The 18,645-nt window shown below is 40.7% G+C and carries 13 protein-coding genes; 9 read left to right on the forward strand and 4 right to left on the reverse strand.

Annotation, left to right across the window (positions count from 1 at the left end; all coding sequences use genetic code 11):
* The first annotated feature begins 35 nt into the window (after positions 1 to 35).
* The 7 genes from V7K98_RS27290 (at position 36) to V7K98_RS27320 (ending at position 9,806) form a co-directional block, all read left to right on the forward strand.
* Positions 36 to 161, forward strand: a complete 126-nt coding sequence (locus V7K98_RS27290; RefSeq protein WP_335027682.1) for a hypothetical protein — start codon at positions 36 to 38, stop codon at positions 159 to 161.
* A complete protein-coding gene (gene sppA, locus V7K98_RS27295) occupies positions 161 to 1,996 on the forward strand; it encodes a signal peptide peptidase SppA (RefSeq protein ID WP_335027684.1) in 1,836 nt (611 codons plus the stop codon). The genes V7K98_RS27290 and sppA overlap by 1 nt, the downstream gene beginning before the upstream one ends.
* 310 nt (positions 1,997 to 2,306) lie before the next feature.
* Positions 2,307 to 4,748 (forward strand): dynamin-like GTPase family protein, encoded by a 2,442-nt coding sequence (locus V7K98_RS27300; protein WP_335027686.1) that lies wholly within the window; start codon positions 2,307 to 2,309, stop codon positions 4,746 to 4,748.
* 73 nt (positions 4,749 to 4,821) lie between these two features.
* On the forward strand, positions 4,822 to 5,853 hold the full coding sequence (locus tag V7K98_RS27305; protein WP_442940449.1) for a S66 peptidase family protein: 1,032 nt from the start codon (positions 4,822 to 4,824) through the stop codon (positions 5,851 to 5,853).
* A 337-nt stretch (positions 5,854 to 6,190) separates the two neighbouring features.
* The gene (locus tag V7K98_RS27310; protein ID WP_335027687.1) at positions 6,191 to 7,801 is read left to right on the forward strand and encodes an NAD(P)/FAD-dependent oxidoreductase; all 1,611 of its coding nucleotides are present in this window, start codon (positions 6,191 to 6,193) and stop codon (positions 7,799 to 7,801) included.
* Positions 7,802 to 7,977: 176 nt separating this feature from the next.
* Complete coding sequence (locus V7K98_RS27315) at positions 7,978 to 8,859, forward strand: hypothetical protein (protein WP_335027689.1); 882 nt, start codon at positions 7,978 to 7,980, stop codon at positions 8,857 to 8,859.
* 20 nt (positions 8,860 to 8,879) lie between these two features.
* Positions 8,880 to 9,806 carry a GUN4 domain-containing protein gene (locus V7K98_RS27320; RefSeq protein ID WP_335027691.1) on the forward strand — a complete coding sequence of 309 codons (927 nt, stop codon included), beginning with the start codon at positions 8,880 to 8,882 and terminating at the stop codon, positions 9,804 to 9,806.
* A gap of 240 nt (positions 9,807 to 10,046) precedes the next feature.
* Here the strand turns inward: V7K98_RS27320 and V7K98_RS27325 are convergent, their stop codons facing one another.
* The 3 genes from V7K98_RS27325 to V7K98_RS27335 form a co-directional block, all read right to left on the reverse strand.
* Positions 10,047 to 11,936 carry an iron uptake porin gene (locus V7K98_RS27325; RefSeq protein WP_335027693.1) on the reverse strand — a complete coding sequence of 630 codons (1,890 nt, stop codon included), beginning with the start codon at positions 11,934 to 11,936 and terminating at the stop codon, positions 10,047 to 10,049.
* Between the two features lie 900 nt (positions 11,937 to 12,836).
* On the reverse strand, positions 12,837 to 13,778 hold the full coding sequence (locus V7K98_RS27330; protein WP_335027695.1) for a ferritin-like domain-containing protein: 942 nt from the start codon (positions 13,776 to 13,778) through the stop codon (positions 12,837 to 12,839).
* Positions 13,779 to 14,437: 659 nt separating this feature from the next.
* Positions 14,438 to 15,634, reverse strand: coding sequence for a pyridoxal phosphate-dependent aminotransferase (locus tag V7K98_RS27335; RefSeq protein WP_335027697.1), 1,197 nt, complete (start codon positions 15,632 to 15,634; stop codon positions 14,438 to 14,440).
* Positions 15,635 to 15,885: 251 nt separating this feature from the next.
* Between V7K98_RS27335 and V7K98_RS27340 the strand changes: the two genes are divergently transcribed.
* Both V7K98_RS27340 and ribD read left to right on the forward strand, forming a co-directional pair.
* A complete protein-coding gene (locus tag V7K98_RS27340; protein ID WP_335027714.1) occupies positions 15,886 to 16,485 on the forward strand; it encodes an MBL fold metallo-hydrolase in 600 nt (199 codons plus the stop codon).
* A 180-nt stretch (positions 16,486 to 16,665) separates the two neighbouring features.
* Positions 16,666 to 17,871 (forward strand): bifunctional diaminohydroxyphosphoribosylaminopyrimidine deaminase/5-amino-6-(5-phosphoribosylamino)uracil reductase RibD, encoded by a 1,206-nt coding sequence (ribD, locus tag V7K98_RS27345; RefSeq protein WP_335027716.1) that lies wholly within the window; start codon positions 16,666 to 16,668, stop codon positions 17,869 to 17,871.
* A gap of 49 nt (positions 17,872 to 17,920) precedes the next feature.
* Here the strand turns inward: ribD and V7K98_RS27350 are convergent, their stop codons facing one another.
* Positions 17,921 to 18,139, reverse strand: coding sequence for a hypothetical protein (locus V7K98_RS27350; protein ID WP_335027699.1), 219 nt, complete (start codon positions 18,137 to 18,139; stop codon positions 17,921 to 17,923).
* Between the last annotated feature and the right edge of the window lie 506 nt (positions 18,140 to 18,645).

Below are 18,645 nucleotides of genomic sequence, written 5' to 3' on the forward strand. Positions count from 1 at the left end.
ATTAAGTAGGTCATTAGTCATTAGTCATTAGTCATTTGTCATTTGTCATTTGTCATTTGTCATTAGTTAATGCCCAATTCCCAATGCCCAATGCCCCATGCCCAATGCCCAATGCCCCATGCCCCATGCCCAATTCCCAATTCCCAATAACTAATAAATAATGCGTAATTTTATCAAACAAACTTTTGCTAGTTTAGTTGGCACATTATTAGGACTAATTATTTTCGGTGGACTAGGAACCACTGGACTGTTCTTGCTAATATTAGCTGCTAGCTCCTCTAAAGATACTGGGCCAAACGTGAAAAATAAGTCAATGTTGGTCTTTGACTTGTCGATGAAAATTACTGATAGCGAACCTAGTTCTGACGAACTGTTTCAAAAGACACTATCAGGTGTGGATGACGAAAGGATGGCACTCCGCAAAGTTATAGAAACTTTGGAAAAGGCGCGACGCGATCCGCGAATTGTTGGGATCTACCTCGATTCAACTAGCCCTAGTCAAGCTAGTAACCTTGGCTATGCCTCCCTTAAAGAAATTCGGAAGGCGCTGGAAGAGTTTCGCGCCTCTGGGAAAAAGATTGTGGCTTATGGCAGTGATTGGAGTAAAAAGGAATATTACCTGAGTTCAGTGGCAGATTCCATCGTACTCAATCCTTTGGGAATGATGGAAATAAATGGTTTGAGTTCACAACCAATGTTCTTAGCGGGTGCATTACAGAAGTACGGTATTGGCGTGCAAGTTGTGCGGGTGGGGAAATTTAAAGGCGCTGTAGAACCCTTTATCCTCAAAAAATTGAGTCCAGAAAACCGCGAACAAACTCAGAAATTGTTAGATGATGTTTGGGGAGAATGGCGTACTACTGTGGGTGCAAGTCGGAAAATTGAACCTAATCAGTTGCAAGCGATCGCAGATAATCAGGCGCTACTGGAAGCTGCACAAGCCAAAACCAACGGTTTGGTCGATCGAGTCGCATACCCCGATGAAGTCGTAACTGACCTGAAAAAGTTGACAGATAGCGGTAAAAACGACAAGACATTCCGGCAAATTAGCTTAAATAACTACGCGGAAGTTTCTGGCAAATCTTTGGGTGTAGAACGTAGCTCAAAAAATGAAATTGCCGTTGTTTATGCAGAGGGTGAAATTGTCGATGGGAAAGGCGATGATGGACAAGTAGGAGGCGATCGCTTTGCCAAAATCTTCAACAAACTCCGACAAGATAAGGATGTGAAGGCTGTTGTATTACGAATTAATAGTCCTGGTGGAAGCGCTACCGCAGCCGAAGTTATGCAGCGAGAAGTGAAATTAACCCGTGAGATCAAACCTGTTGTAGTCTCAATGGGCGATGTAGCTGCCTCTGGCGGTTATTGGATTGCTAGCGACTCAAACCGCATTTTTGCTGAACCAAATACCATTACAGGTTCAATAGGTGTGTTTGGGTTGCTATTTAATGGTGAAAAGCTGGCTAACGATAACGGCATCACTTGGGATTCGGTGAAAACCGCACGCTATGCTGATAATCAAACAGTTTCGCGTCCGAAATCGCCCCAAGAGTTAGCAATTTATCAACGTAGTGTTAACCGTATTTATAATATGTTTCTGAATAAAGTTTCTCAAGGTCGGAAACTCCCAGAACAAAAAGTGGCAGAAATTGCCCAAGGACGGGTTTGGTCTGGTGTGGCGGCTAAAGAAATTGGTTTGGTGGATGAAATTGGCGGCTTGAATAGTGCGATCGCTTATGCTGTCAAAGAGGCGAAACTAGGAGAAGACTGGGAAGTGCAAGAATATCCCCGCACTAACAGTTTTGGAGAACGCTTTTTTGGACGTGCATCTGAAGAAGCCCGGACTGCTTTAGGAATTGAGGCGGCGCAAGTTAAACCATCTAATCCTCTCACCAATGAATTTCAGAAATTGCAACAGGAAGTAGAGATTCTGCAAAAAATGAACGATCCGCAGGGGGTTTATGCCCGTTTGCCTTTCAACTTGAAGATTGAGTAATTTTCTGTTGGGGCAATTAATGAATTGCCCTTACATTTTTTATGTTATGCGATTAATCATTTTAATAAGTTTTTAAGCAGACATGATATTTGTGGGTTATAGCGTTTCTTAATCATACAAGGTACGTCATAGCCCCCTCCTCGCCTGCGGGGAGGGGGTTGGGAGTGGGGTTCTTCTACCTCACTCAACTGAGAACCGCTACAAGTGATATCCAGCAGCCAAACCACATCAAATATCTCAGAAATATTACTGAACCATCAGGACAATAAATGTAACTAAGATATACATAAATATTGTCAGGATGCTGAACATGTCAGATTTACCGCTTCAGTGCAAAAATTTGAAAGAGCAAGTTGAGTCGATATTACAACTTTTACACCAAGAACCAACGCTACATTCTCAAGATATTACACCTGTACAAACTTCCCTAAGTAAGGCGATTTCTCCCAAGTTTGAGATTGTGTTTGCAGGTGCATTTAGTGCTGGAAAATCAATGCTAATCAATGCACTATTGGAGAGAGAATTACTTTACAGTGCAGAAGGACACGCTACAGGTACAGAATGCAAAATTGAGTATGCAGATGTAGATAAAGAACGTGTTGTTTTAACATTTTTAAGCGAAGTAGAGATTCGGGAACAAGTAGTTTCTTTGTGTCAGCAACTAGGATTTAAGACAGTACCTAATATCAACCAACCTGATTTAATTAACTTGCTACATCAATATTCTGAAACTATTATTCAGCAGGAAGGTGGTGAGAGTAAATCAGAACGTGCAAAACAGGCAAAGGCGTTAATGTTGTTGGTAGAGGGATATATAGCAAACCGCGATCGCATCAACACGGTTAATAATGCTACATATTCAATGGAACAATTTAACTTTTCTAACCTCAAGGAAGCTGCGGGATATGCCCGTCGTGGTAGTAATAGTGCAGTATTAAAGCGAATAGAATATTACTGCAATCATCCTTTGCTAGAAGATGGCAATGTAATTATAGACACACCTGGTATAGATGCCCCAGTAGAGAAAGATGCACAACTAACTTATGCTAAAATTCAACATCCTGATACTTCGGCGGTTGTGTGTGTGCTAAAACCTGCTTCGGCGGGTGACATGACAAAAGAAGAAACAGAACTTTTAGAATTAATGCGCCAAAATGGGGGAGTACGCGATCGCGTTTTCTATGTTTTCAATCGCATCGATGAGACTTGGTACAATACCCAACTACGACAACGATTAGACGATTTAATTAGTAGGCAATTTGGTAATTCAAACAAGGTTTATAAAACCAGTGGATTATTAGGATTTTACGGCAGTCAAATTAAACAAACAAGTCAACGAGATAGATTTGGTTTAGATTCTGTTTTTGCAGAAAGTATTAAAGGTTTAGATGGTAAAGAAGAAACACCACAATTTGTCTATGCCTTTAATAACTACTGCGTCAATTCAGCAAAGCTATCTACAACTAAATTTCGTGTCTCTGTTAACGGCTATGAAACCCCAAATCAAAATTATGTGCGAATTTTAGGAGATTGGGGAAATGAACTGATAGAAAAGCTAATTCAAGATAGTGGTACTGAAGAATTTCGCACAGCTATTAATCGCTATCTTACAGAAGAAAAGCGTCCGCAATTATTTAAAAATCTTGCTGATGATTTGGAAGATGTTTGTATTAAACTGAAAAAACATTATCAGAGTGTACAACGTAATTTAGATAGTCAGCCTCAAGAAATTGAGAGTATGAAGGCGCAAGAGTTGCAACAGCTAAATCAGCAACTCCAGCAAATTGGGAGAGAATTTAATGAGCATATCATAGAAGAAGTTAACCAAATAGTTAATAATTCTTGCGATGCTTTTGAAACAGATTTTAAGCAATTGCAATCACGAATGATTCGCCGTCTAGATGAATTACTAGATAGTTTTTCTGTAGCTTCTGCTTATCAACGTGCAACTATCAGTCATCCTCGCAACGCTACAGCACCTTTAATTGCTATTTTAGTAGAGGCATTTTATTACTTAGCAAATCAATTAGAAGATATTTTGGTTATATCTTCTCAGCAAGTAATTGCGAATTATTTCCAGCGATTGATTGACAAGATTCGCAAGTCAGAATATTATCGCCAGTTATATCGTTTATTAGATAATGATGGCGGCATTGAACAAGAGATCAGAATCTTAGAAAAAATGGTTACTCAAGCATTAGTAAGTGCAGCTAGTGTAGAGTGCGATCGCTTCGTGCGAGAAAGTCCAAGATTTTATGATGAAGGCACTTTTTCTATATATCAATTTCGTCAAACTTTATCACAAACTTCTCAAGGTTACGACGCTGAAAGTATCATAGATGCAGAACCAGCAATTAGGCAATTATTGAAGTTAGATTTTGAACCAAAAGTTTCTCAAACTATTCGTAAATCTTTCCGTCAAACTATCAACCAAACACTCAAAACTCAGCTGTTACCAATGGCAGAACAGCAAGCAGATGAGATTTTGCAGCAATATCCACAGGCGCGGGCTTATTTAGAGAAAACACTGCAACAAGAAGCTGAAGAAAAAATTGCCAATAATCGCCGATTATTGAGTGTTGTTGAGGGAAATATTGCGGTATACAATTCAGCAGCTTCTAATATCAATAGTTGTTTACAGTCGATGCAATTATATGACCATTTTTTGCCTCTAATTGATGATTCATTTGATCCTGTTGAGAAGTTTCCTAACAATGGATTTGTGAATTCAGATGTGGTACAAGAGGTTTAATTTAAAATTCGCGGTGTCCAGATCCCCGACTTCTTTAAGAAGTCGGGGATCTAACTTTTTAATTCGCAACTCAATGGTTATTCTTATCAAACGTCGGCAATTTCTTGTAAGCTGTGGGCTGGCTACCTTAGCCACTCAGATACCAATATTTACTGCTGAAGGGAAACTACCCCCAAACACCATCCGCAAGCCGTTACGTCTGCAAGTAGGCGATACTGTAGGATTAATCGCCCCTGCGGGTATTGTTGACGCTAAAGATATCGACGCAGCACAGCAATCACTTTCACAATTAGGGTTAAAAGTCAAGCAAGGAAAGCATATTTTAGATCGTTACGGATATTTAGCGGGTAAAGATAGCGATCGCGCCCAGGATGTAAACTTGATGTTTAGCGATCGCACCATCAAAGCAATTATCGCCATGCGTGGTGGTTGGGGCTGTAATCGCATTCTACCGCTACTAAACTACTCGCTAATCCGCTCACATCCGAAAATTATCATGGGCTACAGCGATATTACAACGCTGTTGTTAGCAATTAATGCTCGTAGTCAAATGATTACTTTTCATGGGCCAGTTGCCACATCTACCTGGAATCAATTTACAGTGGATTACTTCAAACGCATCCTATTTAATGGTGAAGCGGTGACTATGCAAAATCTCAACCCTAGCGAAGTTCGGGTGGAGACAATAGCACCAGGAAAGGCGAGAGGTAAACTTATGGGTGGAAACTTATCAGTGCTATCAGCGATGGTAGGTTCACCCTACCTACCTTCATGGAACAAAAGCATCTTATTTGTGGAAGAAGTTGGCGAGGATGTTTACCGGATAGATAGAATGCTGACGCAGTTAAAAACTGCTGGCATACTTAATCAAATTTCTGGCTTTATCTTTGGGCAATGCACTAATTGTAAACTTGGAGATGAACCATCATTTACATTAATTAAAGTATTGCAAGATCATATACTTCCTTTAGGGATTCCTGCTTGGTATGGTTCAATGATTGGTCATATTAAAGATAAATTTACCTTGCCAATCGGTGTGGAAGTGGAAATAGATGCTGAACTTGGGACAATACGAATGTTGGAGGCGGCTGTCAGTCTGGGTTAAGTCAAACAATTTTGGATTTTAGACTTCGACTTAGGAACTTCCAAATAAAAAAATATCTAACTATTTATTGTGGGGTGGGCATCTTGCCCGCCCGTAATCATGGGCGGGCAAGATGCCCACCCCACAGGATGAGATAATTTATTTCTTGGAAATCCCTAAATATTCAATCCAAAATCTAAATAGGACTTACGCAAAACTACACGCGGTAGGGGCAATTCATGAATTGCCCCTATCTGGGAATAAGCAGTTGGACTATTTTTTGCGTAAGTCCTGGTAAAATCTAAAATTCGATCATTTTGATTAAAATTTTGACAGATAGTATGAATTTCTCCTCGCCATGTTACGACTAACAGAAGTAAAGCTTCCACTCGATCATCCTGAAGATGAGATTAAGTCTGCCATCCTCAAAAAGCTGCAAATCACGGACGAAGAATTGATCGGTTATTCCATCTTCAAGCGTAGCTATGATGCCCGTAAAAAAGGAGAGATTAACCTTGTTTATATTCTGGATGTAGAAACAACTCAAGAAACTCATCTACTCAAGCGCCTGAAAAAAGATCCCCATTTGATGGCTACGCCAGATATGAGTTATCGCCCAGTGGCGCAAGCACCTGGCAATTCGGCGATTCGGCCCATCGTGATTGGTACTGGGCCTTGTGGCTTATTTGCAGGTTTGATGCTGGCACAAATGGGTTTCTGCCCAATCATTTTAGAACGTGGGAAAAAAGTTCGCGATCGCACTGCTGACACCTTTGGCTTTTGGAAGAAAAAATCAGACTTCAACCCAGAATCCAATGCCCAATTTGGCGAAGGTGGTGCGGGTACATTCTCCGATGGCAAACTCTACAGTCAAGTTAAAGATCCTCAGCATTATGGGCGCAAGGTATTAACCGAACTCGTCAATGCCGGAGCCTCATCAGAAATTCTCTATATTAACAAACCGCATATCGGCACATTCAAACTGGTGGGAATCGTCCAAAGTATGCGTGCTAAAATCGAATCCCTCGGCGGTGAAATTCGCTTTGAAAGTCGGGTGGAAGATATCAACATCGAAAATGGACAGGTGCGGGGAGTCACCCTTGCCAGTGGGGAATATATCGCCAGCGATCATGTAGTTTTGGCAGTAGGACACAGCGCCCGCGATACCTTCCAAATGCTATACGATCGCGGGGTTTACATCGAGCCTAAACCTTTTTCCATCGGCTTTCGCGTCGAACATCCCCAAACTCTCATCGATAAATGTCGTTTTGGCGCTCAGGCGGGACATAAGCTTTTAGGTGCTGCCGATTATAAACTGGTTCACCACTGCCAAAATGGTCGTTCAGTCTATAGTTTTTGTATGTGTCCAGGGGGTTTGGTGGTTGCCGCCGCATCAGAACCGGGGCGACTTGTCACCAATGGGATGAGCCAATATTCTCGCAATGAGCGTAATGCCAATAGTGCGATCGTTGTGGGCATCACACCCGAAGATTTTCCGGGTAATACCTTGGCGGGAATTGACTTTCAACGGCGCTTGGAAGAAAAGGCTTTTGAATTGGGCGGTGGAACTTATGAGGCTCCAGGGCAGTTAGTGGGAGACTTTCTCAACCATCGCACCTCTACAGCATTTGGCACGGTTAAGCCGTCCTATACACCAGGGGTAAATTTGGGTGATTTGAGCCAAAGCTTACCAGATTATGCGATCGCTGCTATCCGTGAAGCACTGCCCGCTTTTGACAAACAAATCAAGGGCTTTGCAATGAACGATGCCGTTTTAACTGGCGTAGAAACCCGCACCTCATCACCAATTCGGATTAAACGCAAAGAGGATTATCAGAGTTTAAATACAGTCGGTCTTTATCCGGCTGGTGAGGGTGCAGGATATGCAGGTGGAATCCTCTCGGCGGGTATCGATGGTATTAAGGTGGCGGAGGCAGTGGCTTTAAGTATTTTGAAGAGCGTATTTTAGCGCTGTAAGCATCACACCAGTTTTGCGTAATATATTTTGGGCAAATCGGTAATATTATTCGATAATTGTCCACCGAGTTTCTACTTTTTTATTTAGTCATTATTTTATCCTCGACACTCTTTTTCAAGAGTGTTATTTTTAGGAGGATATTTGCTTGCTAGTTATGGTGTGGATAAATGATGGGATGGCTATTTGGAGGTCTTGTTAAACAATTTGAGGGTGCAGCAAAGGAGGTTGTGAGAGAGGGTAGCAAAGAAATAGCTAACTTGTTTGATGATAAACTTTACCCTTTGGCTGACAAGCTTGATTATATTGCTCAAGAAAATATTAATCATGCAATAGAAAAAACTGAGGAATTAGAAAGTAAGATTAAAACTGACATTGAACATCTGCTAAATACAGCAGATGATAAAGTTAAAAATCACCTTGAAAAAATAGATAAAATTCGTGAGAAAGCCCTTACAGAGACTATTAGTAAAACTAATTTTTACTTAGAAAATAGAATTAATCAAATGTCACTAGCTGTAATGCAGGCGATTAGTTTGTCTCAAAACAGCATTGAGCAGAGTTTGGAAAGAATTGAATCTTTGGAAAATAAGTTATTCCAAGATGCTAATCAAATAGTTGATAAAATATCTGAACTGATAGATGGCAAACTAGAACTAATTCGGAATGAATTAAAAAAATATTTAGTTCACGGTTTACCTAGTCCTCTTGATAAATGTAGACAAAGACTAAAAATAGTATGGAAGCCTGGTGGTCTATTTTCTGATATTGAGCTTTATGAGTTAAGCGAGTGCTATGAACTCAGTAAGTTAGATGAAAAAACATCTATTGATGAGGTATTAAAGATTTATGGACAATTACAACAAAATGCCGCTATGATGGCTGCTTTAGTAAGAAATTCTCCAGAATTAAAAAATCGAGCTATTCAAGACTGGATAAAATATGGTTTACTTTGTAAGTTTTGGCGTAGCATAATGAATAGTTATGATTTCAAAAACAATGTTATATCAGAGTATAATTTTCCACAAATTTTATTAACAGATAATCAATAAAATAAAATTAATATATTTTTATGTTTAAAGCAGCTAATGATAACTGGAAAACACCATTAGGATATTATGAAAAAGCAATTGAAGAACTCAGGCGTAGCCGTGAAGAGTTGCAAGAGATAAAAATAAATAGTTTGCATAATATTGAATCAACCATTGCAAATTTTCAAACGGATATAAAAGAATTAAAATCTGAGATTCAGACTATGCAGGAGAGATTGGCAAATACTGAAGAAACGGCAATAGAAGCTCAGATGACTTTAGCAGAGACTCAAAAAGCCTCACTAACTGCTCAAACTGAACTACAAGCTTTGAAAGAAATTATGAGTGATGAACAAAAGTCAAATTATAAAATTATCGAAGAATTAGGAGAAATAAAAAAGCAAATATCTCAATTGCCATCCCACTCTTTGGAGACAGATTCGGAAATATCAATTCTTAAATCTTTATCAGATGTGCAGTTACATTTATCTCAATTGGCAGCAGAATTAACTCTTGTATCTCATACTTCTGGTATAGATTATAGAAAATTACAGGAACTATTAGCACAACAAAAATGGCAGGATGCTGATAAAGAAACTTACTCTACTATGCTGAAAATATGTGAGCGTGAAGCAGAAGGTTTTTTAGATGATGGAGAAATTAAAAAATTTCCTCGTCATGACCTCTATATTATTAATAAGCTTTGGCTTCAATATAGTGAAGCCAGATTTGGTTTCAGCGTCCAACAACGTATTTGGCAAGTCAAAAAAGATTGTAAGCGCTTTGCTTATAAAGTTGGATGGCTAGCAAGTCTTGCCAATAATGAATGGATTAAATATGAGGAATATACTTTCAGCTTAGATGCACCGAAAGGACACTTTCCATCTATATCTCGGTTAGTGGGTTTAGATTCTAGAAACCTTCGTGAGGTTGAGCATCGAGTAAAAATTTTTCTGTCACGATACTAACACTTTACCACTGAAGATAGCCTAAGTATCAGCTTCAAAGTAGGCGTATCAACAGTTTTGCACAAGAGATTTTGAGCAAAATGATGATATTACTATTCGATAATCATCCACCGACTTTATACTTATTTATTACTCATTATTTTATCCTCAACACTCCTTTTTAGGAGTGTTATTTTTAGGAGGATATTCGCTTGCTAGTTATGGTATTGAAAATGATGGCATGGCTATTTGGAGGTCTTGTTAAAATGTAAAAGTAGTCCGCAGTACACCTACAGTTGTAGTCTCATTGTTGCTATTACCTTCTGGGTTAAAGAGAACAAACGCACCAGGAGTAATGCTGATATTATCGCTAACTCGAAAGCGATAATAGCCTTCTAAATGGTAAGGAGTTGCCCGATTATCGCCTGCGGGGGAAAGTTGAGCAGAACCACCAGCATCACTACGGTAAAGCGGCTGACCAAAAAGAATCCCGGCATTGTTCCCTGACTTGAATAAATCTTTGAAGTGAAGTCCCACCATCCAACTTGTAAAGGTGGTGGAAGCATTCACACTATTAGAAGAAGCATCAACAAATAATGCTGCACCATAGCCAGATAAGGCTATCTTGGGAGAAAATCGCCATGTCACTGTACCGCCAAAGGAGTTAAGTTTGACTGGTGTCCCAGCCTGAACACCAGCTAAAGCACCAACATCACTACTAATTAATCCAGTACCTAAAATATTGATTTCGTGATAACTATTGGCATAGTTTAGACCAATATCTAAGTCAGGACTAGGCTTGAAGGTTAACTGTGCAGCAACAATACTGCTTCCACTAAATACACCACCCCCCAAAGGTGTCGTAGAAACTCCTGGTAGTGCCTCATCAGCAGATTTTTGAGGTAAATTGGCATTGACACTAGCGTATAAAGCTCGTAAATCCAAATTCGGGGAAATACTATAAATAAATCCCGCCGCCGATGCTAAACCAGTACCAGAAGTCCCACCAGAAACCCGTAACACAGGGTTTAAGCCTGCAAAACGAGATATTGACTCTTGTCCTTCGCCATAAAAAGGTGTAATTGCTGGGAAAGCATCTGATGTTTCCGCCGCAGTTCCGGCAAACAAGGTTAATTTATTAGCGACGGGAAAGATATACAGCAATTTGTAAAGCTGAATGCTGTTCGCGCCAACACTCGACAAAGTATTGACATTTAGCCCTGGAAATTGCGGCTCAAAACTGGTACGAGCGCTACTAGAACTTAAAAGAGGTGCAGCTAATCCTAAACTTTGTTGGAGACTACCTTGTCCATTGGCTCCACCCAAAAAGTTATAAGCTTGCAATCCAGTAATTAATAAATCTTTACCAGTAAAGCTAGTGGTGAGATTTAAGCGCACTCTATTAACTAGAATGATATTCGAGTCGCTGTTATTACGAGCGCCGCCGGTTGCACCAACACCAGCAATAATTACCTCTCCATTAAGTTTAGTAGTCGTAGAAAATTGATTTGCTTCTAGTTTTGCGGTACGAGCTTCTACAGCATCTACTCGACCCCGCAATGTTGTCAATTCCGCCGCAAATTGTTCTTGTAGTTTCTGCAACGCGGCTAAATCTTCTTTCTTAACCAAATCAGCAGTTGCAGTGGCAATCAGTTCGTTGATTCGCTCTAAACATGCATTTAAGCCAGCAGCAAATTCATAGCGAGTCATCGCCCGATTACCGCGATAGGTTTGATTGGGATAACCTGCAATGCAACCATATCGCTCAACTAAAGATTGCAGTGCCTGAAAAGCCCAATCGGTCGGTTGTACATCAGATAATTGGGATACGGATGTTACTTGTGCAAGTTTGTCTGAGGATGGAGATGAATTTGCCGATTGTGGTGTCAGTTGCTGCTGAAACTTAACAGCAGAATCTACTCCTGAATCTTGATTTGTTTGATTCTGATTAACTATCAGCAACTCACTGGAGATATTATTTCTCAAGTTGCTTTGATGAGAATCATTTTTTTGATAGTTGCCATTATTTTGATTAACAACTACGTTTTTATCTGCAATTTCTAAATTAGGAAGGGCTTGCACAGGTGATAACCCGGCAATTAAGCATACAAATCCCATCCCACTAGCAGAAGCTAGTAGATATTTTGCCATGAGAACTCCCAACACATATAATATGGTAAAAATCAATTGCGATTTTGAAATTGATTGATAAGTAAATTTAAAGTTAGCCAGAAAATCTTACTAACTTTAAATTTTTGATATCAGGATTTTTTCTGAATTGCCTTACCGAAAAATCAGCTTATATCGCAAGTAGTAAATTATAGTAAATACTATTTTGGGAAAGAATTAACAAATAATGATATTGAGAGTTTTTATAATTACTATTGGCAAAATAATAATTATATCTGTCTGATTTTATGATAGGAATAGCCGAGATTAGAGGCTCAATACCTAGCAAAGAACAATTTACCCAAAAAAATCAATAGACTGCGATCGCTTTCGGTGCAGGTAAGTACATAGTACAAATGCACTATCTTGCTGTATTCCACTCAAGATAACCCAAGTGTCAGGTTTAGCGTAGGGATCACACCAGTTTTGCAAATCATACTTTAGCAAAATAAGCAATACCTTACAGTAAGTACTATTTTTAACAAAACATTTGTAACTACCCTTGCAGTTTATTTACCCACCGCCTGCTATTCTTATAGTTACTTCGGTCTGTCATAGCAGATAGATTATCCTCAATAATGTTTTAATTTATTAGCGCTCATATACCATCCTGGTAATTTGGGTGCTTTTACTTTATGGCTCATACCAACAAAAAACTAACCCCCTTTCCAATGTGGGAAGGGAGAAATTTAGAGAGAGATTTTCCAGATCGCCTAAGCTGACAGTGAAGCTTTAACTTGACCAAAATGGCGATCGCTACTCTGGTAGCTCAACAAAGCTTGATAAAGGACTTACGCAAAATTGTCTCAAAAACCTGATTTGTCGTAGCGGTAATTCATGAATTACCGCTACTTCAGAACTTTTTTGCGTAAGTCCTGGTTATCACTGATGATTCATTCCAAATAAATCTTGCAAATACTCTGGTGTTAGGGTGTTGTTCCAACTCCACAAACGATGCATTGTGTAGGCGAAGGTGAAGAAGAGAGTTGTTTTGTTAGTTAATGACCAAGCATTCCAGTTGAGGGTAGCCATCATGCGGCGAAGGGTACGCATGAGGTTGTTACGCTCATAGTTTTGCGATCGCGTCTTAATCAGTGTGCGTCCAATTCGCATCAACCCAGTATCCGGGAAAGTCCAGACTCCAAACCCCCAGAATTTGGTCGTATGATTGATTTCATCCTGTGCTAGTTCCTCTAAAACATCCTGGAGTGCGCCAGTGGTGTGAGCCATCAACCAAATATAAAGACAGGTTGCACCGTATTCTGTCGCAATGCGATGTAAACCGTGGCGATATAAGTCTTCGTAAGGATCATCTGTGGGAAGATAGCTTCTAACAGTCCGAAGCTTTGGGGTAATTTTCTCGCCTGTTAATTGGGTGTAGACTTTGATTAATGCGGGTGTGTGCTGACGTTCTTCTTTTTCCCACAAACCAAGTTCTAGCAGTTCGCCATCTTCACCGACAGTTCCACCAACAAATCGAGCCATCTGAGGATGCAATTTTTCCAAATACTGCCGACTTGTTTGGGTATAGCCGCGAATGGGAGCTTCTGTATCCATTGCACCTATCAATATAGATACAAATACCTCTGCGTCTAAGCCGATAATTTGATTGCGATTGATTGTTTGCCAGTCGATGTGTTTCCAAGGACGCGGTTGGGGATTGGCAAACTGTATCGGTAAATCTTGAAGGCGATCGTGTAGTTGTTCGACTGCAATATATCTGTCTATGAGGGAACGAATACGGCGCTGTGTTTGCAGGTAGTGAGGACTGGGATAGCTTTGACCTGCTAAGTCTTCTGCAATTGGGCTGAGGGTGTTAAGCATAATTTTATACTCAAATTTTATCTCTATGCCCAATAGCCTAAGCGATCGCACTTTGTTTTGTCAGTCGGTGAAAGTAGGCAGTTTTATGTGATGGGGTTGCAAAAGTTGGTTAAGTAGGTAGGCGTAATTAAATATAAGATCAAACCTCACACTCAATCCCTCTCCAAAGTATCGGAGAGGGAAGCCGGAGACAGGGTTAAAAAGTAAAAAGTAAAAAGATAATCCCCATAAATAAATTCAGGGGATTTGATTAAGGACGCATAAATAAGTAAAAAGATAAAAGTAAAAAGTAAAAAGAAAGATAAATTCAATATTTCTTTTGCCTTTTTACTTTTTACTTTTTACTTTTGCCTTGTACGGACTTATTATTTCTTGCGCTATGCGTCTCGAAATAAATGTTTTTATTTCGTTCCATAAATAAATTTAGCGAAAAGAACTGTCAAGCGGGTCTCCCGCCGTAGGAAACTTTTCAAGACAGGGGCTTCAAACCACTCCTCTTTTTCTTTATGAGTGCCTTTTTACTTTTTACTTTTGCCTTGTTCGGTGAGGTTTTATATTTAATTTGACCCACTTACTTAGAGAAAGTTTGGGTTTAAAACAACCTCTAAAACGACTTTACAAAGTTAGAAGAGAGAATTGCAGAAAATGTGGCGAAATTGTTAGAACAAGGGTTGTAGGGTGGCTTGGAGTTTGAGTAAGCGATCGCTCGCTGTTTGTAATGTCTCAGGTGTTTTGCTGAAGCAAAATCTGATCAATGAATGGCCTTTTTCTGGTTGGCTGAAAAAGCTGGAACCTGGAACTACAGCAACACCAATATTTTTAATTAGATGGTAAGTGAATTCAACATCTGTTTTGTAGCCAAATTTGGAAATATCTGCAAGAACATAATAGGCTCCTTTGGGAAGGAAGTAGGGAATGCCAACTCGATCGAGAATCTGTAAGATGCTGTCTCGCTTCTGGTGATAAAGTTTGGCTAGTTCTTGATAATAAGATGGTGGTAGTTGCATGGCGGCAACTCCGGCTCGTTGCAATGGTGCAGGTGCGCCAACGGTGAGAAAATCATGAACTTTGCGAATGGCTCTAGTTAATTCGGGGTTTGCTAAAATGTAGCCAACTCGCCATCCAGTGACGCTGTAAGTTTTAGATAGTCCGTTGATGGTAATGGTGCGTTCTTCCATACCGGGAAGGGTCGCTAGGGCAATATGTTGAGTACCATCATAGAGAATATGTTCGTAAATTTCATCTGTGAACGCTAACACATCCCACTTTTGACAAAGTTCAGCAATTAGAGTGAGTTCTTCACGGGTAAAAACTTTGCCCGTAGGGTTGTGGGGTGTGTTGATAATAATAGCTTTGGTATTGGCATTGAAAGCTTGACGCAACTGTGCTTCATCAAATGTCCAATGGGGAGGATGGAGTGTCACATACCGAGGTATAGCACCAGCTAAAATCGCATCGGGGCTGTAATTTTCGTAATATGGCTCAAATACAATTACTTCCTCACCAGGATCGACTGTTGCCAGCATTACAGATGCCATTGCTTCTGTGGAGCCACAGGTGACGGTGATTTGAGTTTCAGGATCGATATCTAAGCCCAGATACCAACGAACTTTATTAGCGATCGCCTGACGAAATGGGCGATCGCCCCAAGTAATGGCATACTGGTTGACATCTGCCTCTATTGCATCCTTTGCTGCCTGCTTCAACTCCAAGGGACAGGGAAAATCAGGGAACCCTTGAGCCAAATTTACTGCACCATGTTGCAATGCCACCCGCGTCATTTCCCGAATCACCGACTCGCTAAACTGGTCTGCCTTCGCTGATATTTTCTTACGCCTAATCTCACGCACTCCCATACCTCCGTTGATCTCTATTGCGGTTATACAAGAATTTTTTTTAATTCAATAAAATCCATAATACAGATAGATTTATCGTAGTATACTCAAATTCCAAACTCAAAAGGAAGGAGTGGGGAGTAGGGAGATGAAGGAGATGAGGGAGCAGGGGAAGATGAGGGAGAAGAATTAACCAGTGCCCAATGCCCAATGCCCTATACTTAATTATTGATATTAATAGTCAATTACTGAAGTACCAATCCAGAATCATCATGAAATCTTTGCACCGTCCCGATCTCTATAGCTGGTCTAATTTCAATCCGGCAAGAAATATTGATTTCAATGGGATTGCTTGGATTCGCCCAGATGGAAACATCTTGATTGACCCAGTGGCCCTATCAAACCATGATTGGAATCATTTGAAATCCCTTGGTGGTGTGGTTTGGATTGTGTTGACGAATTCTGAGCATGTCAGGGCAAGTAAAGAAATTGCCGATCAAACTTATGCTAAGATAGCTGGCCCTATGGCAGAAAAAGACACTTTTCCCATAGCTTGCGATCGCTGGCTGTCTGATGGTGAAGAGTTCGTACCTGGGTTAAAAGTAATTGAACTCCAAGGCTCGAAAACTCCCGGTGAATTGGCTCTGTTACTGGAGGAGACAACTTTGATTACAGGAGATTTAGTCAGGGCACGCAAAGCCGGTAGCTTAACTATATTGCCAGATGACAAGCTGCTGAATCGAGAGGAGGCTGTTGCCTCTGTTCGCAGATTGGCAGAACTGAGTAAAGTAGAAGCAGTACTGGTGGGGGATGGTTGGCCCGTCTTTCGTGATGGACGCGATCGCTTAAAGGAACTTGTGGCGACGCTGTAAATGGGTGAGAGTCAGAAGAAGGGGAAAGGAAAGACTGTTTTGCCCTCGGAACGCGAGTATGTCTTGAAAAGTTGGGCTTTTTCCTTTCCCTCTCTTGTTAATTATCAGGAGCAAAGTGCGATTCTTCTGTGGAAAGGCTGCGCGATCGCGTGCAGAATATTTACAGTGTTGCCTAAAATTATGGATAATTCCCCAGTGGTCGCTCAAGCTGATGCATCCTTACCAAATTACACTCAGGAAAATATACATTTAGTGGAGTCAGCAGTTATAAAAGAAAAAATCGGAACTGATTTTGACTCTCGCATGATGCTGCGGTGTTTGGAACTTGCTCGCCGCGCTTTAGGACGGACTTCGCCAAATCCGTTAGTGGGAGCGGTGATTGTCAAGGATGGCGAAATTGTTGGCGAGGGGTTTCATCCTCGTGCAGGTGAGCCTCACGCAGAAGTGTTTGCTTTGCAAGCAGCAGGCGTTGGCGCTCGTGGTGCAACAATCTATGTGTCACTTGAACCTTGCAATCACTACGGACGCACTCCTCCTTGTTCGGAAGGCTTGATCGAAGCTGGAGTAGCAAAAGTGGTAGTGGGTATGGTTGATCCCAATCCATTGGTAGCTGGAGGTGGTATCGCCCGTTTACGGGCGGCGGGGATTGAAGTGTTGGTAGGAGTAGAAGAATCAGCTTGTTATCAGCTAAATGAAGCTTTTGTCCATCGCATTCTCTACAAACGACCCTTGGGAATTTTAAAATATGCCATGACTTTAGACGGCAAAATTGCTACTACCTCTGGTCATAGCGCCTGGGTGACAAGTCAAGAGGCCCGCAGTGAAGTACATCAACTGCGGGCGGGTTGCGATGCAATAATTGTCGGTGGTAATACAGTCAGACAAGATAATCCTTATTTAACTAGCCATAATTTAGAGGCACATAATCCCCTGCGGGTGGTGATGAGTCGCAATCTTAACTTGCCGGAAAGTGCCCATCTGTGGCGAACTGCGGATGCTCCAACTTTGGTGTTGACAGAAAAGGGTGCTAACCCCGATTTCCAAGAACTGTTGCGAAAACTTGGGGTGGAAGTCGTGGAATTAACATCCCTTACACCAGATCGGGCAATGGCGTACTTGTATGAGCGGGGTTTTTGTAGCGTATTGTGGGAATGTGGCGGTACTTTAGCTGCTAGTGCGATCGCTCAAGGAGCAGTGCAAAAAGTTCTGGCATTTATTGCGCCGAAAATCATTGGTGGTAGCATTGCTCCCACACCTGTGGGCGATTTAGGTTTTACTACCATGACTGAGGCGTTGTCTCTAGAACGGGTTCGTTGGCGTGTAGTCGGCTCTGACTGCTTAGTAGAAGGTTATTTTCCCCAAAAGTCAATAGCCAATAGCCAATAGCCAATAGTAATAACACTTGACTATCAATCAATTTATAGTGATTCTGCTATTATGAACACTGACGTTCATGGGCAATATCACGTATAAGAGCTAGCCGAGATTGAATGTAGTGGCAAAGAAAGTCAGTTTCGTTAGTATCTAACAAAACTTGCGTTTCGGTTTGTTTCACTAACCACTGCACCAAGCTAGCATCATCCAGTTGTAAGAGGAGCTTGGCTTGGGCGGTTTCAACCACTGACCAAAGCTGACGCATGATTGTAGGAGTCATCAGACCTCGATTGAATAATGAGCTATTAGCTGTCTTTAGATTACACAATTCCGATCGCAATTTACGAGATTAATGTAGAAACTGAGACAAGTATTATTAAAAACTTAATAATGGTATTTATAACTTTATGAAGATTAAGAATTTGAAACTCAGTTTTTAAAACCTAATTTATATTTGGGAATTGGTTATGGCAAATACAGATTTTTCTGCGTCTTGAGTCTACCTATTTAATTAGGCTCTTAGCTCGACTTTATCCAAAATTAAGAACTTGGTTTTCTTTATCCGGCAAAACCCTAGCTTTTTGGTAAAAACTTTTTCCATAAGAAAATATCTTGTAGTGTTGGGAACCCCGTCTTTTTAAAGCGGGGAGGAAAACACACCCAAGGGGTTTTAACCCCAAAAGGTGTCTATGCTTGGTACATAAAACCATCTTTTTTGTGGATGATTTGACAGTATTTATAGCTAACGCTATCTATGAGCCCTGTCTTGTCTGAGATGTTAAAACT

The sequence above is a fragment of the Nostoc sp. genome (assembly GCF_036917435.1).
Lineage (GTDB): Bacteria > Cyanobacteriota > Cyanobacteriia > Cyanobacteriales > Nostocaceae > Nostoc.

Coding starts and splice junctions, on each gene's coding strand:
- V7K98_RS27305 (WP_442940449.1), top strand. CDS start 4,822: ATGGTTATTCTTATCAAACGTCGGCAATTTCTTGTAAGCTGTGGGCTG.
- sppA (WP_335027684.1), top strand. CDS start 161: ATGCGTAATTTTATCAAACAAACTTTTGCTAGTTTAGTTGGCACATTA.
- V7K98_RS27315 (WP_335027689.1), top strand. CDS start 7,978: ATGATGGGATGGCTATTTGGAGGTCTTGTTAAACAATTTGAGGGTGCA.
- V7K98_RS27335 (WP_335027697.1), bottom strand. CDS start 15,634: ATGGGAGTGCGTGAGATTAGGCGTAAGAAAATATCAGCGAAGGCAGAC.
- ribD (WP_335027716.1), top strand. CDS start 16,666: ATGGATAATTCCCCAGTGGTCGCTCAAGCTGATGCATCCTTACCAAAT.
- V7K98_RS27325 (WP_335027693.1), bottom strand. CDS start 11,936: ATGGCAAAATATCTACTAGCTTCTGCTAGTGGGATGGGATTTGTATGC.
- V7K98_RS27310 (WP_335027687.1), top strand. CDS start 6,191: ATGTTACGACTAACAGAAGTAAAGCTTCCACTCGATCATCCTGAAGAT.
- V7K98_RS27320 (WP_335027691.1), top strand. CDS start 8,880: ATGTTTAAAGCAGCTAATGATAACTGGAAAACACCATTAGGATATTAT.
- V7K98_RS27330 (WP_335027695.1), bottom strand. CDS start 13,778: ATGCTTAACACCCTCAGCCCAATTGCAGAAGACTTAGCAGGTCAAAGC.
- V7K98_RS27340 (WP_335027714.1), top strand. CDS start 15,886: ATGAAATCTTTGCACCGTCCCGATCTCTATAGCTGGTCTAATTTCAAT.
- V7K98_RS27300 (WP_335027686.1), top strand. CDS start 2,307: ATGTCAGATTTACCGCTTCAGTGCAAAAATTTGAAAGAGCAAGTTGAG.
- V7K98_RS27350 (WP_335027699.1), bottom strand. CDS start 18,139: ATGACTCCTACAATCATGCGTCAGCTTTGGTCAGTGGTTGAAACCGCC.